General features: G+C 62.8%; 12 protein-coding genes and 2 pseudogenes. 4 read left to right on the forward strand and 10 right to left on the reverse strand.

The annotated features are described in order from the left end of the window. Nucleotide 1: 1 nt before the first annotated feature. The 8 genes from pgm to CupriaWKF_RS33610 form a co-directional block, all read right to left on the reverse strand. Entirely contained in the window at nt 2-1,645 is a 1,644-nt protein-coding gene (gene pgm, locus CupriaWKF_RS33575) for a phosphoglucomutase (alpha-D-glucose-1,6-bisphosphate-dependent) (RefSeq protein ID WP_140950651.1), read from the reverse strand. Continuing rightward, on the reverse strand, nt 1,642-2,610 hold the full coding sequence (locus CupriaWKF_RS33580) for a DUF2090 domain-containing protein (protein ID WP_140950650.1): 969 nt from the start codon (nt 2,608-2,610) through the stop codon (nt 1,642-1,644). Before CupriaWKF_RS33580 ends, pgm begins: the two co-directional genes overlap by 4 nt. After that, nucleotides 2,607-4,259, reverse strand: a complete 1,653-nt coding sequence (gene pgi, locus CupriaWKF_RS33585) for a glucose-6-phosphate isomerase (protein WP_140950649.1) — start codon at nt 4,257-4,259, stop codon at nt 2,607-2,609. Before pgi ends, CupriaWKF_RS33580 begins: the two co-directional genes overlap by 4 nt. After that, nucleotides 4,252-5,001 carry an HAD family hydrolase gene (locus CupriaWKF_RS33590; RefSeq protein WP_258234584.1) on the reverse strand — a complete coding sequence of 250 codons (750 nt, stop codon included), beginning with the start codon at nt 4,999-5,001 and terminating at the stop codon, nt 4,252-4,254. Before CupriaWKF_RS33590 ends, pgi begins: the two co-directional genes overlap by 8 nt. Then, nucleotides 4,998-6,392, reverse strand: a complete 1,395-nt coding sequence (gene zwf, locus CupriaWKF_RS33595) for a glucose-6-phosphate dehydrogenase (protein WP_219916606.1) — start codon at nt 6,390-6,392, stop codon at nt 4,998-5,000. Before zwf ends, CupriaWKF_RS33590 begins: the two co-directional genes overlap by 4 nt. Further along, nucleotides 6,389-7,417 carry a phosphogluconate dehydrogenase (NAD(+)-dependent, decarboxylating) gene (gene gnd, locus CupriaWKF_RS33600; RefSeq protein ID WP_276103597.1) on the reverse strand — a complete coding sequence of 343 codons (1,029 nt, stop codon included), beginning with the start codon at nt 7,415-7,417 and terminating at the stop codon, nt 6,389-6,391. The genes zwf and gnd overlap by 4 nt, the downstream gene beginning before the upstream one ends. Next, nucleotides 7,402-11,307, reverse strand: a complete 3,906-nt coding sequence (locus CupriaWKF_RS33605) for a hypothetical protein (RefSeq protein WP_276103598.1) — start codon at nt 11,305-11,307, stop codon at nt 7,402-7,404. The genes gnd and CupriaWKF_RS33605 overlap by 16 nt, the downstream gene beginning before the upstream one ends. A gap of 271 nt (nt 11,308-11,578) precedes the next feature. Continuing rightward, nucleotides 11,579-12,973 (reverse strand): glucoamylase family protein, encoded by a 1,395-nt coding sequence (locus CupriaWKF_RS33610; protein WP_346348636.1) that lies wholly within the window; start codon nt 12,971-12,973, stop codon nt 11,579-11,581. A 251-nt stretch (nt 12,974-13,224) separates the two neighbouring features. On the opposite strand from CupriaWKF_RS33610, the gene CupriaWKF_RS33615 reads away from it, so the two are divergent. Continuing rightward, nucleotides 13,225-13,428 carry a hypothetical protein gene (locus tag CupriaWKF_RS33615; RefSeq protein ID WP_140950645.1) on the forward strand — a complete coding sequence of 68 codons (204 nt, stop codon included), beginning with the start codon at nt 13,225-13,227 and terminating at the stop codon, nt 13,426-13,428. Between the two features lie 446 nt (nt 13,429-13,874). On the opposite strand, the gene CupriaWKF_RS33620 is transcribed toward CupriaWKF_RS33615, so the two are convergent. Next, on the reverse strand, nt 13,875-15,581 hold the full coding sequence (locus tag CupriaWKF_RS33620; protein ID WP_140950644.1) for an ABC transporter ATP-binding protein/permease: 1,707 nt from the start codon (nt 15,579-15,581) through the stop codon (nt 13,875-13,877). Between the two features lie 755 nt (nt 15,582-16,336). Here CupriaWKF_RS33620 and CupriaWKF_RS33625 point away from each other — a divergent pair. The 3 genes and pseudogenes from CupriaWKF_RS33625 to nhaA all read left to right on the forward strand — a co-directional run. Then, a pseudogene (locus tag CupriaWKF_RS33625) lies at nt 16,337-16,595 on the forward strand (transposase); the annotation flags it as partial. Between the two features lie 229 nt (nt 16,596-16,824). Further along, nucleotides 16,825-17,004 carry a hypothetical protein gene (locus CupriaWKF_RS33630; RefSeq protein ID WP_140950643.1) on the forward strand — a complete coding sequence of 60 codons (180 nt, stop codon included), beginning with the start codon at nt 16,825-16,827 and terminating at the stop codon, nt 17,002-17,004. A gap of 439 nt (nt 17,005-17,443) precedes the next feature. Further along, nucleotides 17,444-18,757, forward strand: a complete 1,314-nt coding sequence (gene nhaA, locus CupriaWKF_RS33635; RefSeq protein ID WP_140950642.1) for a Na+/H+ antiporter NhaA — start codon at nt 17,444-17,446, stop codon at nt 18,755-18,757. Between the two features lie 29 nt (nt 18,758-18,786). Here the strand turns inward: nhaA and CupriaWKF_RS33640 are convergent. Next, a pseudogene (locus CupriaWKF_RS33640) lies at nt 18,787-19,534 on the reverse strand (SGNH/GDSL hydrolase family protein); the annotation flags it as partial. Between the last annotated feature and the right edge of the window lie 81 nt (nt 19,535-19,615).

Here is a 19,615-nt window from a genome sequence, read left to right on the forward strand (position 1 = left end):
CTCAGCCCTTGAGTGCGGTATCGACGATGGCCTGGGCCGCTTCCACCACGCGGCGCAGATGTTCCTCGCCGCGAAAGCTCTCCGCATAGATCTTGTAGAGGTCCTCGGTGCCGGAAGGCCGCGCCGCGAACCAGCCGCTTTCGGCGATGACTTTCAGCCCGCCGATGGGCGCATCATTTCCCGGCGCCCGTACCAGGATGCGCTCGATGCTTTCACCCGCCAGTTCCGTGCTTTTCACCTGTTCCGGCGAGAGTTCAGACAGAATCGTCCTTTGCGCCAGCGTGGCGGGCGCCTCGACGCGGGTGGAGAGCGGATCGCCCAACTCCTGCGTGAGCTTGCGATAGATCTCGCCCGGATCGAGGTCAAGGCGTGCCATCATCTCGGCCGCGAGCAGGCATGGCGCGAGGCCGTCCTTGTCCGTCGTCCACACGGTACCGCCCAGGCGCAGGAAGGAGGCGCCCGCGCTTTCTTCCCCGCAGAAAGCCAGGCTGGCGTTCCGCAGCCCCTCGCAGAACCATTTGAAGCCGACCGGTACCTCGTAGACCTTGCGGCCAAGCCTGTCACAGACGCGATCGATCATCTGGCTGCTGACCACGGTCTTGCCCACGCCTGCGGCGTCGGGCCACATCGGCCGGTGCCGGAAGAGATAGTCGATGGACACCGCAAGATAGTGGTTCGACGCAAGCAGCCCCACGCTCTGCGTGACGATGCCATGCCGGTCGTGGTCGGTGTCGCAGGCGAAGGCGATGTCGAAGCGGCTCTTCAGTTCGAGGAGGCGCCGCATGGCATAGGGCGACGACGGATCCATGCGGATCTGGCCGTCCCGGTCGACTGACATGAAACGGAAGGTCGGGTCGACTTCGTCGTCAATCACCGTCAGATCCAGGCCATAGCGCTCGCCAATAGCGCCCCAGTAGTGGACGCCAGCGCCACCGAGCGGATCCACGCCAAGGCGGATGTTGGCGGCGCGAATGACCGCCATGTCGATGACCTTGCCGATTTCACTGACGTACGCATCGAGATAGTCGTACCGCCGCGTCGTGGGCAGGCGCATGGCGCGCTCGAAGGGCATCCGCCTGACGCCCCGCAACTCCCGCCGCAGCAGCTCGTTGGCCCTGGCTTCGATCCAGCTGGTGGCGGCGGCATCGGCGGGGCCGCCGTTGGGCGGGTTGTATTTGAAACCACCGTTGTCGGGCGGGTTGTGTGACGGTGTGACGACAATGCCGTCGGCCAGGCGGGTGGTGCGGCCGCGGTTGTGCGTAAGGATGGCGAGCGAGACCGCCGGCGTGGGTGTGTACTCGTCATGTTCTGCGAACATCACGTCCACGCCATTGCCCGCCAAGACCTCGAGCGCGCTGGCGCTGGCCGATCTCGACAGCGCATGTGTGTCGATGCCAAGAAAGAGCGGGCCATCGTAGCCTTCCCCGGCGCGGAACTCGCAGATGGCCTGGGTGATGGCGAGCACATGCCATTCGTTGAAGCTGCGCTCCAGTGACGAACCCCGGTGGCCCGAGGTGCCGAATGTCACGCGCTGCGTGGCGACGGACGGGTCTGGCACATCCGTGTAGTACGCAGTCATCAACTGGGGAATGTTTACCAGGACCGACGGCGGGGCCGGCTTTCCCGCAAGAGGGCTGATGTTCACGATATGGCCCCTTGGGTGGCGCCGCCAGCATCGCACCGTATGGGGCCGGTGTCGTGCAGGCTGGCGCGTTCAAATATTCCCACCCACTCGACATACTGCCGCGCGATGCGTGAAATGGCCTGCTGGCGCGAGATCGTCTTCATGCCGAAGTCGGCAACGGCATCCAAGAAAGTGGTGCGTCCCACTGCAAAGCCGATGAGGCCCGGCACCGGCGCGGCGGCTTCGAGCCAGTTCATGACCTTGTGTTCGTCGGCGCCCCGTCCCAGCACGATGCACCCGACCTGGCCTCGGCCATCGCGCCGGACCAGGTCGACCAACTCCTCGTAGTGCTTGCGGCAATCGAGTCCCTCGATCTTCCAGACGTCGGGCTCGATGCCGGCATCCTGCAGGACACGGATCGCCCCGCGCATTAGTGCCGGCCTGAGTTGCAGGTCGTAGACTGTCTTGTCGGCCTGCACCTCGTCCATCTGCTGCGTAGTGGCCGGCACCAGCAACTCGAGCATGAAGCGCTGCGCGGACTTGCGGCAGTAGTCAGTCAGTTGCCTCAGACGCGCGGTCTGCCGCCTGTTGAGCGCAGCGTTGCCTTCGGGGTTGTAGCGCACCAGCACCTTCGCGAAGGTGGGTCGGAACGCCTCAATATGCCGGGGAAATTCGCTTCCGTACTCGAATTCAAACTCGTCCGAGTCGCTTTTCTCCACCGATACCGCAGTGATATAGCCATCCCTGACCGCGTCGCGGAGGACCGCGGCGCCAAATTCTTCGTCGACGAGAATGCCAGCCCGGGATGCGGGCACACCGTTGTCGATCGCTTCCCCGAAGCCTTCGTAGATGAGCCGCTTGCTGTCGATGATGGTGTCGCGCTGCTCGGGTGTCAGCGGCGGCCGGAATCCGAACATGCCGCTCACATAAGACTGGCGATGGTCGAAAGGCAGCAGGTAGAGCGGTGTGTCATAGCCTAGTTTCATGATCTATTCTCCCGGAGTCGGCGATAGCGGCGAATCAGGGCGTTGGTGGAGCTGTCGTGCGTCAGCGTAGGGTTCTTGCCGTGGTCGAGTTCCGGCAGGATGCGCTGCGCAAGCAGTTTGCCGAGCTCCACCCCCCACTGATCGAATGAGTCGATGCTCCAGATCACGCCTTGCGTGAAGACGCTGTGTTCATACAGTGCGATCAGCGCGCCGAGGACCTCTGGTGTCAGCCGCCTGGCCAGAATGACATTGGTCGGCCGGTTGCCCTCGCAGACGCGATGCGGCACCAGCCAGGCCGGCGTGCCCGCGGCGCGGAGCTGTTCCGCGCTCCGCCCAAACGCCAGCGCCTCTGCCTGCGCGAAGAGGTTGGCCAGCAACATGTCATGGTGGCGGCCAATCGGGTTCAGCGGCTGGCAGAAGCCAATGAAGTCGCAGGGCACCACATGGCAGCCCTGGTGGAGGAACTGGTAGAACGAGTGCTGCCCGTTGGTTCCCGGTTCGCCCCAGTAGATCGGGCCCGTTGGCGCATCGACCGGCGTGCCGTCCTGCGTGACATGCTTGCCATTGCTCTCCATGGTCAGTTGCTGCAGATAGGCAGGCAGGCGCTTGAGGTACTGCTCGTAGGGCAACACTGCCACCGCCTGCGCACCAAGGAAGTCCGCGTTCCAGACCGCCAGGATGCCCATCAGCACCGGCAGGTTCAGCTCGAATGGTGTGTAGCGGAAATGCTGGTCCATGGCGTGGAAGCCGGAGAGCATCGCGCGAAAATTCCGCGCACCGACAGCGACCATGGTTGACAGGCCAATGGCGGACTCCATCGAGTAGCGCCCGCCGTCCCAGTCCCAGAAGCCGAACATGTTTGCCGTATTGATGCCGAACTCCGCTACACCCGCGGCATTGGTCGAGACGGCCACGAAATGCCGCTGCACCGCCAGCTCATCGCGCAGCGCATTCAGGCACCAACTGCGGGCGGATCTGGCATTTGCCAGCGTTTCGAGCGTGGTGAACGTCTTGGAACAGATGATGAACAGCGTTTGCGCGGGGTCGAGGTCGTGCGTGGCCTCGGCAAAATCGGTGCCGTCGATGTTGGAGACAAAGCGGAAGGTCATGTCGCGCCGGCTGTAGTGCCGCAGCGCCTCGAATGCCATGACGGGACCCAGGTCGGAGCCGCCGATGCCGATGCTAATGACATTGCGGATGGCAAGCCCGGTGTGGCCGCGCCAATTGCCGTTCCGCACGCTCTCGGAGAAGGCCGCCATATGCGCGAGCACTTCGTGCACGGCGGGCACCACGTTCTCGCCGCCGGTCTCGATCCGCTCGCTTGCCGGCGCGCGCAGCGCAACGTGGAGCACGGCCCTGCGCTCGCTGGTATTGATCCGCTTGCCGCCGAACATGGCTTCGATCTGCCCGGGCAGCCCGCATTGGGCGGCGAGTTGCAGCAACAGGCGCATGGTTTCAACGGTGGCGCGGTTCTTCGAGTAGTCGAGGTAGAGCCCGGCGCCTTCGGCAACCATGCGCTCGCCACGGCTCGGATCGTCGGCAAAGATCTGCCGCAGATGCAGGTTTTCCACTTGCTTGTGATGCACCGCCAGGGCTTGCCATGCCGGCAGCGTGGATAGTTTCGGAAATGAGGATACCTGCTCATGCATGACGGTGAACTCCGCAGGATTTGCCCTGTGCAGACGCGGCTCTGGCATCGGCCGCCCGTGCGGCGTCCCGCAGCGCCGGCAAGCCGTAGTGCAGCAGGTCGCCAATGCGCTCGATCGTCAGGTCAGGTGCAGGTGTGGCATTCCGGGCGTCCAGCGCATGCCGGTCGTTGGCATAGTGGCCCTGGCGTGGGAAGACAGTGACGACGCGGTCCCGCCATTCACGCTTCATGGTCGCCAAGATGCGTGGCTTGTCGTCAACCAGCACGTAATGCTGCGCCGGATGGCGTTGCTCGATGTCGTGCAGCTTCGTCTCCTTGTGCACATAAACCAGGACCCGCCCGCCCACCGCCTGCCACAGGCCGGAGCGTTTGAGCTTGTGTGGCTGGAGCACCACGTCGCCGTCGGTGAGCAGGACCGTGTTGCCCCATGCACCCAGATACTCGATGACATCCATGGCTGCCGGATACAGCCGGGCCGCAAACGGGTAGTCGAGCAGGAACGCGGACAACTGAAGCACGCCCATATCGTTGGCGACCTCGAAGCGCAGGCGCTGCACCGCGCCGAGGTAGTCGGCATAGCCAAGCTCGGTGCGCAGGGACTCAAAGATCTGCCAGTAGCGAATGCGGCCCGCGATGCCCAAGACGTGGTCGAGTTCCGCCTCCAGATCGGCTTGCAGCCGGTCGTTGTCGAACAGCGTGTTGTCGCAGTCCAGCAGGAAAACCGGTTTGGCCTCGTTCGTCATGGCAGCACCTCCTGCGCGGTGGGGTTGTGCCACTGGTCGCCGTGAGCCAGGAGATGGCTGGCTGACGGCGGTCCCCAGGTGGCCGGTTCGTAGGGGGTGAGCGGCACGGCGTCGTTGAGGATCGGGTCCACCACACGCCAGGCCGCCTCGATCATGTCGCCGCGCGTGAACAAGGCCGCGTCGCCGCGCAACGCGTCGCCAAGCAGGCGTTCGTAAGGTGTCATTCCGCCGCCGGCGTGGCAGCGTGCGACCAGTGCCGTTGCCGTGCCAGTCATCCGCTCGCCGGGAACCTTGGTGCGCGCGCCGATGGTGATCGCCACATCGGGGCTGAGGCGGAAGCGGAAGTAGCTCGACTGGCCGGCACGGGGGACGTCGAAGACGGCAGGCGAGGGCGGCCTGAGCTCGACCGTCACCTCGGTGCAGGTGACCGGCAGGCACTTGCCTGCGCGGATATAGAAGGGAACTCCGCTCCACCGCGCGTTGTCCACGTGCAGGCGCAACGCCGCAAACGTTTCTACCTGCGAATCGGCCCTGACGCCGGGCACCTCGCGATTGCCGCGGAACTGGCCGCGCACGGCTTCGCCCGGTGCGACAGGGCGCATGGCGCTCAGTGCGCGCAGCTTCTCGTCGCGAATGGCATCGGGGCCGCCATCCAGCGGCGGCTCCATGGTGAGCAGCGCCAACACCTGCAAGAGGTGGTTTTGCACGACGTCGCGTATCGTGCCCACCTCGTCGTAGAAGGCGCCGCGTCCCTGCACGCCGAATGCCTCCGCCATGGTGATCTGCACATTGGCGACATGGTCACGATGCCAGACGGGCTCGAGAAAGCTGTTGGCAAAGCGGAAATAGAGCAGGTTCTCGACCGCTTCCTTGCCGAGATAGTGATCGATGCGGAAGATCGCGTCTTCGGCAAGGCGAGCGAGCAGCGTGCGGTCGAGCATCTGTGCCGAAGCCAGGTCGCGCCCGAAGGGCTTCTCGACGATGACCCGCGCGCCTTCCGCGCAGGACGATGCGGCCAGGCCACGCGTAACGGGCTCGAACATGCCCGGCGGGATGGCGAGGTAGTGCAGCGGCCGGCTGGCATCGCCCAGGGCCCGGCGCAATTGTTCATAGGTGCTGCCGTCGTGGTAATCGCCGCTGATGTAGCGCAGCCGCGCTGCCAACCGCTCGAAGGTGGCAGCATCCACGGTGCCGTGTTGCGCCAGGCTGTCGCGCGCGCGCGCGCGGAACTGGTCCACGCTCCAGCCGGAGCGCGCCACGCCGATGACGGGAAGGTCGAGATGCCCGTCCCGGGTCATGGACTGCAGCGCGGGGAAGATCTGCCTGTAGGCCAGGTCGCCGGTGGCGCCGAAGAAGACGAAGGCGTCGGAACGGAGGGAAGTCAGCATCATTCGCCCCCCGCTTTGGCCGCTTTCTCGACATGGCCGCCAAAGCCGTAGCGCATGGCAGACAGCAGCTTGTTGGCAAAGTCCGCGTCCCCGCGCGAACTGAAGCGTTCGAACACCGCTGCGCTCAGGATCGGCACCGGCACGGCCTCGTCCAGCGCGGCGGCAATCGTCCATCGGCCTTCGCCCGAGTCCGCCACGCTGCCGTTGAACCCCGCGAGGTCCGGGGCTGCCTGCAGGGCTGTGGCGATGAGATCGAGCAACCAGGAACTGATCACGCTGCCGCGGCGCCAGAGTTCGGCGATCTCCGGAAGATCCAGTTCGTACTGATAGTCGGCCGGGTTGCGTATTGGCGTGGTTTCGGCATCCGTGCTGCTTGCGCGCTTGCCGATGTCGGCGTTGTGCAGGATGTTCAGCCCTTCCGCATAGGCGCCCATGATGCCGTACTCGATGCCGTTGTGGACCATCTTGACGAAGTGTCCGGCGCCATGCTGGCCGCAATGCAGGTAGCCCTGTCCCGCGGTGCTGTCCGGCGTCTGCCGGCTGGCAGTTGGGGGCGCCGCATCCGCGCCCGGGGCCAGCGCGGCGAAGATCGGGTCGAGATGGCGCACCACCTCTTTCTCGCCGCCGATCATCAGGCAGTAGCCGCGCCGGAATCCGGCCACACCGCCGCTGGTGCCGACGTCCACGTAGTGGATTTGCCGCGCGGTCAGCTCGGCGCCACGGCGGATGTCGTCGCGGTAGCAGGAATTGCCGCCGTCGATAAGGATGTCGCCGGGCTCAAGCAGCGGGGCCAGCAGCGCGAGGTCGTCATCGACGACACCGGCGGGCACCATCAGCCAGATCGCGCGGGGCTTCTGCAGCGCGGCCACCAGCGCCTCCAGGGACGAAGCGCCGACGATGCCGGGACGCACGGCAGCCTCGATCGCCTCCGCCCGCAGGTCATACACCACGCATGCGTGGCCGTGTTCCGCCAGACGCTGCGCCATGCTGGCGCCCATGCGCCCCAGTCCAATCATGCCGAGCTGCATCTTGGCTCTCCCTGGTTCAAAGGCTGGTTGCGGCCGCCGTCACGCGGAATACGGACCACTGCCACATGCGGCTTGCCGTCGTCCACCAGAGGAATTGCCGGTTCCTGCCGTTCGGTACCGTCAATGGTCAGTTCCGGGCCGCCGTCGGTGCTGTTCGGCAGGACGGTGATGCGATAAGGCGTCTCGCCAAAGCGGTAGTCCACTTCAAACGAAGTCCATGTAGCTGGTACGCATGGCGTCACATGCAGGCGGCCGGACACGAGTCGCAGGCCCAGAAGCGATTCCACGATGAACTGGTACATCCAGCCGGCCGCGCCCGTGTACCACGTCCAGCCGCCGCGCCCATCGTGCGGCGCGCAGGCGTAGACGTCCGATGCCATCACGTAGGGCTCTGTCCGATAAACGGCGATGGCGCCGGCCGACGCGGCGTGCCGGATCGGATTGAGCATTTCGCAAAGCTGCCAGGCCCGCCCGGCATCGCCCAGTGCGGCGAATGCCATCGCAACCCAGACCGCCGCGTGCGTGTACTGCCCGCCGTTCTCGCGAACACAGCGCGGGTAGCCCTGGATGTAGCCCGGATTGGGCGCGAAGCGTTCGAAGGCGGGGGCAAGCAGTTCGATCAGCGCGGCATCGCGCCGTACCAGATGCCGGTCGACGGCATCCATTGCCCGGCGCGCGCGCTGTGGGTCGGCGGCGCCGGACAGCACTGCCCAGCTCTGCGGGATCGAATCGATGCGGCATTCCGTGTTTTCGGCCGAACCCAGCGGCGAGCCGTCGTCGAACCAGGCTCGCCGATACCAGTCGCCGTCCCACGCGCAACGCTCGATGGCGGCGCTCAGGCGGGCGGATTCGTCAAGACAGCGGCGGGAGAACGCGGAGTCATCGTGCACCAGTGCGAGCTTGCTGAAGCGTGTCAGCACCGCGCAAAGGAAAAAGCCCAGCCAGACGCTCTCGCCCTTGCCGCCCGCGCCAACCAGGTTCATGCCATCGTTCCAGTCCCCGGAGCCCATCAGGGGCAGGCCGTGCGCGCCGAAGCGCAGGCCGTGCTCGACGGACCGCACGCAGTGCTGGTACAGGCTGCCCGCTTCCGCTGCTACTCGTGGCAGCTCGTAGCTGGAATCCTGACCGTCCTTCAGAGCGCTGCCTTCGAGAAATGAAACGGACTCGTCAAGCGCGCTGGTGTCTCCGGTAGCCTCCACGTAGCGACAGGTCGCCAACGGCAGCCACAGGTAGTCGTCCGAGCAGCGTGTGCGTAGTCCGCGCCCCGTCGGGGGGTGCCACCAGTGCTGGACATCGCCTTCGCGGAACTGGCGTGCGGCGCTGCGCAACAGGTGTTCGCGCAGCAGGTCCGGCCGGGTGTGGACCAGGGCCATCACGTCCTGCAACTGGTCCCGGAAGCCAAAGGCACCGCTTGACTGATAGAAGGCGGTACGCCCCCATAGCCGGCTGGCCAGCACCTGGTACATCAGCCAGCCGTTGGCGAGCACATTGAGCGCCCGATCCGGGGTCCGGACTTGTACGGCGCCCAGGTTATGCCGCCAGTGGCGCCTGGTCGCGGCGAGTGCGCGGCGCGCTTGCGGGGCGCCGCGCAGGCGCGCGATCAGGGCAAGGGCATCGCCCTGATCGTGCCCGGCACCAAGACGGAAGACAACCTGGTGAGCCTGCCCGTGGGCCAGCCCGAAGCCGATGCGGATCGCGGCGCAAGGGTCGAGCCCTGCACCCACTGCACCAGAGAGCGTCGGCTCGGACATCGCCGCGGGATGTCGCAGCGATCCGTTGCGGCCAAGAAAAGCCTTGCGGTCGCTGCAGAAGGACCGTTCTTCGATGCCGTCGGCATCGAAAAAGGCAGTGCGTCCGGCAAAGTCCGTGTTGTAGGTATTGCGGGCCAGCAGTACTCCACTGCCGGGTGCCAGGCTGGTGACGACGTGCATGCGTGTTTTCTCGCGCAGATCGCCGAGCACCCATTCCAGGTAGCCGGTGACGGAGAGGCGGCGTGCCCGCCCCGAACGATTGCGCACCGTCAGGCAGGCAAACTTGACCGGCTCGTCATGCGCAACGAAGACACACAGTTCGGATTCGATGCCGTGCTCGCTGTGGCTGAAGACGCAGTAGCCCATGCCGTGCCGAGTTTCATATGGCGTTTGCCCGCCGCATGGCAGCAGCGTGGCAGACCAGAAGCGGCCGTTTTCCTCGTCGCGCAGGTAATAGGCCTCGGTGTTCGCGTCGCCTACCGGGTCGTTCGACCATGGCGTGAGGCGGAATTCCTGGGCATTCTCGCACCAAGTGGTGGCACTGCCGCTCTCCGAAACCACGCTGCCAAACGTCGGGTTCGCCAGCACATTGATCCATGGCATGGGCGTGGGGCTCGCGGTGTCCACCGTGATCGCATACTCGCGTCCGTTGCGCGTAAAGCCACCCAGCCCGTTGGCGAACAGGCGTCCGTCGCAGTAGCGCGGGCGTTGTCGTGTCGGCCCGTTACGCGCGCCGGCGGCGGCGCTGGTTTCACGGCCCGATTCTTCCTCCGGTGTCGCATCGCGCGCCGGGACGGGGGACTCGATCTGCGAGGCTCTGGCGTCGTCGCTATTATCGATCACGACACGGGCGGCCGTTTGGAGCAGGATCATGTGTGCGTCGTCGATCGAACCAGCTGGCAACACGTAGATGCCGGCGGGCTGGCCGATGGCGTCGGGGCCACCGTGGGCGCCGGCAATGGCCGCGATTCGCTCCTTCAGCAAAGGCCCACGGCCATCACACTCCTCGCCGACGATAACGAGGTCGGTCGCCAGCCCGTGAAGCCGCCAGTAGCCATGCGCGGCGACAAGCCGGCTTGCCTGCGCGAGGTTCTGCGGCTCAGTCAGCCGCAGCAGGACGACCGGCAGGTCGCCAGAGATGGCATTGCCCCATAGGTCGGACTGGCCCAGGCGGTTGCTGGCGAGGATGTCCGGCGCGGCGCGCAGCGAGCCATCGCCATAGATCACCGAAGCGGCCAGGCGCAAGTAGAAACGGGCGTCGGCTTCGCTGGCATGGAGCCGGTTCAGGACATCGCGGCTATAGGCAGGGGCTGTGGCGAGGGCCGCGTCGCGGAACTGCAGCTCCTGGCATCTTGCGAGCAGCGCCATGCATGCCTGGCGGGTTGCCGCGACACCGCTGACCAGATCGACAATGACGGTCTCCCCCGGACCCGGGGCGATCGGGCAACGTATTGCGGCGACCGGGTCGAGCACGGAGCCGGCGCAGCCCGATAACGGCGCGTTCCCATGCATCGCACAAGGATCCGCGGCGTCGCGGGTGCGCCCGATGAAGCGCGCGCGATCGGTTTCGTAGCTGAGGTGGTGCGGGTTCGTCAGGCTCGCTGCGGCGGTGAGCAGGTGGAACATCCACGGCGTCGGCTCCCGCGGCGTGCGTTGCCGCCGGGTACACAGGATCGCCTGATGACCGGTGTCGATTTCCGTTTCGATGAACAGCTTGTTGAAGGCCGGATGATCTGCGTCTTCCGCCGATGCGGCCAGCGCGATTTCGGCGTAGCTCGTCAGGTCAAGTTCCCTGCGCAGAGCACTGTGGTTGGTGACGTGAATCCGGCGTACTTCCATGTCGTACTGCGCCGAGACGGCGATCTCGGTGGTTGTCTCGATGTCGCCGTCGCGGCGGTGGAAGATCGCGCGGCCCTCTGGGAAGCTGACTTTCCAGGTGTCCGCCCGTCCCGCGGTGGGCTGGTAGGTGCAGGACCAAAAGTGCCCGCTCGCCAAGTCGCGCACGTAGCAGAAGCTCCCTCGGTTGTCGCAGGTCGGATCGTCACGCCAGCGGGTCAGCGCGAAGCCATTCCAGCGGCTGTAGCCGCCGCCTGCGCTGCTGATCATCACGTGATATGTGCCGTTGGACAACAGTTGCACGGCAGGGGTCGGCGTGTCCGGCTCGTCAAGACTGCGGCACGCCGTTAGCGGACCTGGTGCGGTCGGCGCGAGAGCTTCGGAATATGGAGATCCGTCATCTACCTGGTTGGCCATGGTGATGCGCCTCGTTGCTTGGCCCGGGGCGCGCGAGCAGACAGCATGTAACAAGCAAGCTACTGCAATGAACGAAACGTTTCGGTCCGCTAACGTACCGTTGCAGAAGGGCCGTGCGAAATCTGTTGGAAAGGTCCGGGATGCGCGGACCCGGCGATCAGTCCAGCCATCCTCCGCTGAAGTCAGCGCGAAGCAGGCCGGCCTTGATATATGGACATTCCCGCATGAGTGCCCAGATTCTGCCGCTCAGATAGTTCTCGATCATGATGACCGTCGGACCTTCATTGATTCCGAAGTGATATTGCGACACCCATCCCGCCGCTCTAGCTGGCTCGCATGGGTAAGTCGGATTGAACGACGCCTTGAAGCCGTAGGGATTGGTTTCACAGAGCCGGAGCCGGCTGAAGTGCGCGATGGTCGGCAACACAATGTCGGGGGCAAAGGGCAGGGATGCCACCACGGCCCACGGCGCGAGGGTGCCGTCATCGGGGCCGTAGGGAACGCCGCGCGCAATGTAGTCGAAGAACGTGCGCGGCACGCCGTTGATCGTCCGGGTCACTGCGCCGGGGCCGTCGCTGGCGGTCGTGCCCCAGCAGAACTCGCCGTATTGTTCGAAATCCAGCGGATTGCGGATCGCGTACTGCTGCTGCACCAGGGTCGCGCGGCGGCTGTTCTCGAAGTAGTCGCATTGATGCCGCAGCATGAATGCATCGCGGATGCCGCGAAAGTCCACCCATGCGTGGGATAGCTGGTGGGTGAACAAAGGGCCGGCATACAGGTATTCGATGCCGTAGACCGTCTTCCAGCAATAGCTTGCGACCCACGCCAGATAGCTTTGCGCGGGAATGGGAAACGTCGGCGAACCAAGCGCGAGGAGGTACAGGATCAGCGCCTCGTCATAGCCTTCCCAGTGCCATTTCAGGAATCCGTGTTCGGGCGTCCAGCCATGGCACAGGAGCGGTTTGGCCCCGAGCATCCAGTGCCAGTCCACCCGTTTGTAAAGCATGTCGGCCAATCGCCTGATCTCGGCCTCGCCTGCGGTCTCCTCCTGGAAGAACGCGGCCGCTGTCAGGATGCCCGCCATCAGGATGGCGGTGTCCACGCTTGACAACTCGCACAGCCACGCCCGGCGGCCGGACGTCATGCTCAGAAAATGATAGTAAAAGCCCTTGTAACCGCTGGCATTGGGCGCGGTGCTCTGCTCGCAGCGGGCCAGGAAGTGCAGCGTTGCCAGCGTGCGCTGCATGGCGTGGTTGCGCGACATGAAATGGTGTTCGACGCCGATTGGGTAGACCGTAAGCGCCATGCCGATAGCCGCAATGCTGGCTGGCCACTCCAGGCACGTCTTGTCGAACACCATGCCATTTCGCGGGTTCGCCTCGTTCACGAAATATGCAAACGAATCCCTCTGCAACGCGTGCAGCATCTCGATTTCTGTCATCGTCCTGGCGACTTTGGCAGTTGTCATGGCCGGTTCTACCCCCATCAGGGCCCGGAACCAACGAAGCGGCATGCCTCGGAGGCTTCCCCGCGCCGAGCGCTGCTGCCGCAAGCTGTCCGAAGGATGTTCCTGTTTCGCTGTCTGTAACCTGTTCCGGGAAATCATGCGGTCCGGAGGCGTACAGTCCGCAGAATATTTCGTTGAATCACTGTCTCGCTGCGCTCAGGTGCTGGCGCCGGCTGGCAAGCGCGATGAAGGCTGTTCCGGACTGTCCGTCGTCGTACCGACAGGAGGAGATGCCGCGACTAGTCTTTCGTAGAGGCTGGCAGAGGCATGTCAGGTCCTCCTCAAGGAGCAACATCATGAACCAGGCGCAGATGCAGGTCCGCGTCGCGCGGGCAAAGAACATCGTAAGGGAAATCATCGCCAGAGAAGCACGCGGTGAGGCCGTGGATTCGGATGTCAAGTTCCAGCAACCCATCGTCTCCACGCTAGCCGCGCATGGCGATGCAAAGGAGGTGGCCGTGACACAGCGATCGCGTTTCATGTGGTACATGGGCCGGTAGCGTACAGACGCTGCCGGCATTGCGCAGGACCATGGTCAATGCCGGAAATTTCGGCTGCGCGACCTTCGATAACCACTGCATATGGGCGTATGGGCCCTGGAATATTGCCTGTGTTCTGAATCGCAGTGAGACCGCGCCACTTTCAATCTTGCGCCGCGGCAGCGAAGGGTCGTGCCGCATCGTGGTTTCAGAAGGAGACCAAGATGCGTGCCTTTCTCTGTATTTGCCTTGCTGTACTGTCCGCAACCCTGGCGAGTTGCTACTGGGGGCCGCCCCCGGGGGGGGAACGCGGCTACTGGAGTGGTGATGGCGGCCATCATGAGGCTGGCCGTGATGACGGTTGGCGGCGCGAAAGCCGCTACTAATCCCTCGGCAGGGCGTGTGAGCCGACTTTACGTGATGCTGTGATGCTGGCAAAGAGGCCGGTACTCGGGTACTACGCGCCTCTACCAGCAAAAGCGGTAATCCCGCGAAGTATGCAGCGCCCAATCCCCGTCTCCTTTCAGTTCCAGCACCTGCTTGTGATACTTGAGCAGGGTGGGGCGGTGGCTGACGCTCACGAGCGTTGTCGAAGCGGTCGACAACTGCAGGTAGAGGCGCTCTTCGTTGCTGATGTCCAGCGCGCTCGTGGCTTCATCCAGCATGGCGTAGCGCGGTCTGGCGAACAGCACACGGGCAAAGGTAAGGCGCTGTTGCTCCCCGACGGAGAGCACCTTGCTCCAGTCCAGATCCGAATCGAGTCCGCCAAACCTTCTCGCGATATCAGACAGATTGACCATCTCGAGCAATTGCAAGAGTTCATCGTCTGCAACCTTCCGATCCTTGTGGTTAGGGTACAGCAACTGGCTGCGCAGGCTCCCCAGCACCATATAGGGATGCTGCGGCAAGAACAGTATCTGCTCAGCTTCCGGCCGCACTATGCGTCCGGTTCCGCAATTCCACAGGCCTGCCATCGCGCGCATCAGCGAGCTTTTTCCACCTCCGCTCGCGCCCACGATCAGCAGTCCCTCGCCGGGGCGGATTGATACGGTGAGATCCTTGATGAGCGTCCTTTGGCGGTTTGGCGTCTGCAGGGTGACGTGCTCCAGTGCAAGGTGGACGTCTCGTTGCGCCTCGATTCTGCCTCCTGCTGGGCGAAGCTCTTCCGGCGGCTCATCGAGGGAGCTCGAGAATGTGTTCAGCCGGTCCATCCCGGCGATAAACCGGCTGAGGCTTTCGAAGTTGTCGACGATGACGGCCAGCGCAGTCAGGATCGCTGCAAATGCACCCGCGGCCTGGATTGCTCGCCCGACTTCAAGTTCTCCGGAAATGACACGTGACGCGACAATGGCGCTTGGCAACATGATGGTCAGAAATCCGTAACCATACTGAAACAGGTTAAGGTTGAATTGCCATCTGATCAGCTTGTTGAAGTTGGTGAACACATGATCGAATCGTCCTCTCACGTGCGAGGACTCATGCGCCTCGCCACGATGGAAGGTAATCGATTCTGCATTCTCGCGGATCCGGATCAGGCTGAAGCGGAAGTCTGCCTCTCTGCGTAGCTGGTAGAAGTTCAGTCCGATCAACACCTTTCCGAATACGAGCGCTGAAATCAGCGTCCCGGCTACTGCGTAGAGGGCCAGGAAGTAGACCAGCTCGCGGGAAATCGACCACAGGACGCCGCTGAAGAGCAAGAGCTGCAACAGTGCGCCAAGGATGAGCAGTGAAAAGTACAGAGACTGGCGCGTGAAGGTGTTGATATCCTCAGCGATTCTCTGATCCGGATTGTCAACTGCCGGATCATAGTTGAGCTTGTAGTAAGTGTGGTTTTCGAAGTATCTGTCGAGATATTGGTTCGTTAACCAGCGACGCCAGTGAACGCCAAGCTTGTCTCTGACGTAATAGTAGAAAGCGTAGACAGGCACAGCCGCGATCATGACCGTGAAGCACATTGCGATGGCGTGCCAGAACCTGACGGTATCCTTTGCCGCGAGTGCCGATGTGAACTCCCCGGTCTGGTTGTTGAACAGGACATTGACCATGGTCTGGGCAAACAACAGCAAGATCAACAGAACGAGGAAACTTCTGGCCTTCCATTTTTCCTGCGAGTACCAGTAAGGCCTCGCGATCTTCCAAAATCGAAGCCATAGGTTGCTGCCATCGATTTCCATGATGCCTTGCCCGGATGCAGTGGGCGCATGCCAGTCGGACGCCCACTGCCTTTTTCTCGGCGCCGGTGTTACCTGGTGCGGGCGTCGGGATTCCTGAACCCATTCCTTAACCAGTTCAGCTGACTTCAACGCGGAACAATGATCACGGTGCCGTCTGATGCAACGCCTCTGGTGCCTGGACTGCCGGTATTACCCTTTGAGCCGGTACTGCCGGTTGCGCCCGTATCGCCAGTCGCGCCGGTGTATCCGGTTGCGCCAGTGTCGCCAGTCGCCCCGGTCCGTCCGGTAGCCCCGGTGTAACCGGTAGCGCCCGTGTTGCCGGTGTTGCCAGTATTGCCTTGAGGTCCGGCCGGGCCCGTACATGCCATGACGGCGAGTGTCATCAGTGTTGTGACAATCAGATTTGCATATTTCATCACAGTTCCTTCCTCGTAGCTGACTTGAAGCGCCCGCGGGATTGCGGACAATCTTCCAGGCTGGATCGGCCTCAACGCGTAACATGCAGAGGCAGGCAACACACTCGGACGTCACCAGGCTTGTGGCCAGTGACAGGTTGCCTTTGCACGGTGCCCCGGAGGACCCAGGGATAGCGAACCGCCATCACATGTGACACTAGACTGAAGCTGTCTTAGTGTCGGTACGGTAACGGGCATGCACTGCAAGGAGTTCCATCGCAAGGAGCGTGACTTGTCCGCGAATGCGCGGTAGATCGTGGCGCTTGCGGCCTCGATCTTCCCAATCGGCTGAGATTTAGCACCGTGATCATGGAAGCCTGCGCCTGCACCGACCATATGGCGCACAACCTGGCCGCCGTCGGCCATTAGGTCAAACTCATCTAGTCGTAGTTCGTGCGGCCCTTCGTCAAGGCCAAAAAGAACGACTTCGTTGATGCTAGGCGATCTGCGAAGCGGCATCGCGCCGGTCCGTGCGTTGGTGTGCCCTGAGACGGAATCGCAGCAGACGCTCTCGGCGCTGCACCGAGTTCGTGAGTCCCTGATCCGCGACCGTACCAAGGAAGACCGCCGACGTCGCTGAACTCCTGCCCCGTCGCTGGTACGCTCTCGCTGCATAGCCCTGTCCAGAGGGGTTCAGATCGACCAAGCCCTTGGCGGGGGCCACCTCTATTTGGACTGCGAGTTTTCTCACTGCCGCCCTGCGGCGTATCAACGGAGAGTCGTTCGCCATGGCGCGTTGTTTGCGTACCGCAGGCTATGGCGGCATTGAGCCGAGATTGGAGAGGGTAATGGGACAGCAAACGCACAAACCGCAGCAAGGGCAGGATGTTCCTGATCTGCCGTCCGATGGGCAGTCTTCAGAAGAAGCACAGCCCATGCATGATGAAGGTTTGGGAAGGCCTCAAAGACAGCCCGGTCAGGTTGATATCGGTGTCCCTGCTAAAGGCGATGCAGGCAAGGACGCCTAGTCCAAGAGCGACCTTCGAAGCTCAATCGCCGGATGTCGCCTGATGGCGGCTTCCAACCGGCTGGGCACTTCCGCCGATTGGCAGTCGCCAGTGGAAAGTGGGTGCAGCGTTTCGAAGACGCCGCTGAGACCTTGTTAGCGAGTGTTGCTGCGCAGGTCATCGGAGAAGACGCTCTCCGCATATCGTTCTTTCAAGGAGCGAGTCTGAAATACAGTCGGAATCTTCAAGTGTAGTCCGCCGTGTCCGCTAGAAGTGCGCTTTGCAGCCCGATCGAGATGCCACTTTTCGGGCAAGCGATATGCCAGTTCCGCGGCGCAGGCGTGCGCGCCCAACTCGTGAAGATCATTCCTTCTTCTCCTCCTAGCGTATATTGGATCCCTGCCATTACGGCGCGTGAAACAGCAACTTCTGATGAACCGGCCTGAACGGGGTTGCCTATATGAACGAAGATCTCGCACAGCTACCAAGTGAACTCGCTGATCAGTTTACAGAGCCTCTACTGCGCTTCTTTCGCATTGAGGCGATGGCCGGCGCCATCCTGTTAGGTTGCGTGGTAGTTGCACTGTCGTTCGCCAATTCGAAGTGGTCGCCTCAGTACTTTGCACTCTGGGAGATGCGAATCGGGTTGTCGCTGGGGGACATTGAATTTTCTCGCTCGCTTCAGCACTGGATCAACGACGGTTTGATGACGCTCTTTTTCTTTGTCGTCGCACTTGAGCTCAAACGGGAAATAACTCTCGGGGAACTCCGTGACCCACGACTGACGATGTTGCCACTGGCCGGCGCGATCGGGGGAATGATAATACCCGTCGGACTGTATTTGCTACTTGTCGGGGGAGGGCCGAGCGCCGCGGGGTGGGGTACGGTCATGTCGACGGATACTGCCTTCGTCATCGGTTGCCTCGCATTGCTCGGTCGCCACGTGCCAGAAAGCCTGAGACTGTTCCTGCTGACACTTGCGATTTTTGACGACATTGCAGCGATTCTTGTAGTGGCCATTAGTTATGGAGATGCCTTACAGTGGATACCTCTAGCGATGGGGGGGCTGGGCGTTGCCGTCATAGCAGGCATTGGGTGGTTCGGTATCCGGAGCATTCCTCTTTATTTTACTGTTGGCCTCGGTGTCTGGGTAGCGCTAGACGCGTCGGGAATTCACGCGACCCTGACAGGCGTGATCTTGGGATTGATGGCACCCGCACACAGTTGGGTCAGCGATGATCGTCTGCATGCCATCTTCAACCGCGTGGTTGCCTATCCACCTGGAAAACACTGGGGTGGTGATACGGCCGGGCGACGCGATCTCCAACGGGCCGGGGTGGCAGCGCGAGAAGTGTTGTCGCCAATTGAGCGGCTCGAGATCATCCTTCACCCATGGATTGCCTTCGCGGTCATGCCGCTGTTTGCGCTGGCAAATGCGGGGGTAACGTTTGTTCCTGACAGGTTCGATTCTGCCCTCGCGATGGCTATCTTTGTCGGCTTCGTGGTTGGAAAGCCCGTTGGTATTGTAGTGCTGAGCGCTCTCGCCGTGAAACTGCGCGTGGCAAGGCGTCCCCACGACTTGCCTTGGCGGATTTTGACAGCCGGCAGCACTCTGGCGGGAATTGGTTTCACAATGGCGCTATTCATCGCGGGATTGGCATTCAGCTCGGAACTCCTTGGCTCCGTCAAGGTTGGCGTACTGGCGGCTTCGCTGGCTTCAGCCATTGCCGGTATGCTGGGTCTGATATGTTTGTCCACATCGAATCGGCGCTGAGACGATCGTTGCTGTGCGGCGCATCCGGCAAGGCGGTTTTCCCATGTATAAGCATCGACCTGGATGACATCGCCTTGCAGGCCGATGGCCTGCAAGGCGTTATTAAGGCTAGCGTTGAAGGTTTGTGACAGCCGGGCCAGGTTTTCCCCGCCGTCGGCCGAGGCGATGCCTTTTGGCGATAGTCCGACATTCGGGACATTGATTACTACGACATGCGTGGCGCCGTTCTGGACGATCTGTCCGACAAGTTGAGCCAAGGTCGTTGCCGCCGTCTGCACGGTCTGCGCCGCAGACGGCAGCGCTCCGGCGCGAAGCACGTCATTCGAGCCTGCCCAGACCAGCACCAGTTGGTTGGCCTTGAAGCTTCCGTGGGCGGCCATATAGCTCGATACCTGCTGGTTGACGGGCATTTCGATATTGCCGATCACGTCAACGAGAAAATCGTTCAGGTTGGCCGGCGTCTCCACCGTGGCGCCGCCCTCTGCATAGCCGAGGCCGCTTTGCGAGTCAGTTCGTGAGTGATGTCGATCGTAAACGCAGCGCTTAGCGTACCGCCGTAGTATTGCGCAATACTCTGAGTCCACACCTAGCCCGGATTGGTCGTGAAGCGACCCCCGCCGATCACACTGGCGATTGGTGCAAAGGTCCCGAGGTTCGACAGGCTGTCGCCGAACGACACAACTTGCAAACAAATTAATGCCGCCCTCCAGGGTTGTCGCGCCACTACCGATATTCGAGCCGCCGCCCCCGGCCGCAAGCGGTAAGCAGCAAGGTCACCGCAGCAAGAATTCAACAAGTACTTTGACATGGCTTCCTTGCATACTCCCCCTGGCCGGCCCGGCTCCGGCGAACGCCGGT

It is taken from the genome of Cupriavidus sp. WKF15, assembly GCF_029278605.1.
Classification (GTDB): domain Bacteria; phylum Pseudomonadota; class Gammaproteobacteria; order Burkholderiales; family Burkholderiaceae; genus Cupriavidus.

Excerpts from the sequence above, each read along its gene's own strand:
- CupriaWKF_RS33580 (WP_140950650.1), bottom strand. The coding sequence starts at position 2,610 with ATGAAACTAGGCTATGACACACCGCTCTACCTGCTGCCTTTCGACCAT.
- pgi (WP_140950649.1), bottom strand. The coding sequence starts at position 4,259 with ATGCATGAGCAGGTATCCTCATTTCCGAAACTATCCACGCTGCCGGCA.
- CupriaWKF_RS33590 (WP_258234584.1), bottom strand. The coding sequence starts at position 5,001 with ATGACGAACGAGGCCAAACCGGTTTTCCTGCTGGACTGCGACAACACG.
- zwf (WP_219916606.1), bottom strand. The coding sequence starts at position 6,392 with ATGATGCTGACTTCCCTCCGTTCCGACGCCTTCGTCTTCTTCGGCGCC.
- gnd (WP_276103597.1), bottom strand. The coding sequence starts at position 7,417 with ATGCAGCTCGGCATGATTGGACTGGGGCGCATGGGCGCCAGCATGGCG.
- CupriaWKF_RS33615 (WP_140950645.1), top strand. The coding sequence starts at position 13,225 with ATGAACCAGGCGCAGATGCAGGTCCGCGTCGCGCGGGCAAAGAACATC.
- CupriaWKF_RS33620 (WP_140950644.1), bottom strand. The coding sequence starts at position 15,581 with ATGGAAATCGATGGCAGCAACCTATGGCTTCGATTTTGGAAGATCGCG.
- CupriaWKF_RS33630 (WP_140950643.1), top strand. The coding sequence starts at position 16,825 with ATGGGACAGCAAACGCACAAACCGCAGCAAGGGCAGGATGTTCCTGAT.
- nhaA (WP_140950642.1), top strand. The coding sequence starts at position 17,444 with ATGAACGAAGATCTCGCACAGCTACCAAGTGAACTCGCTGATCAGTTT.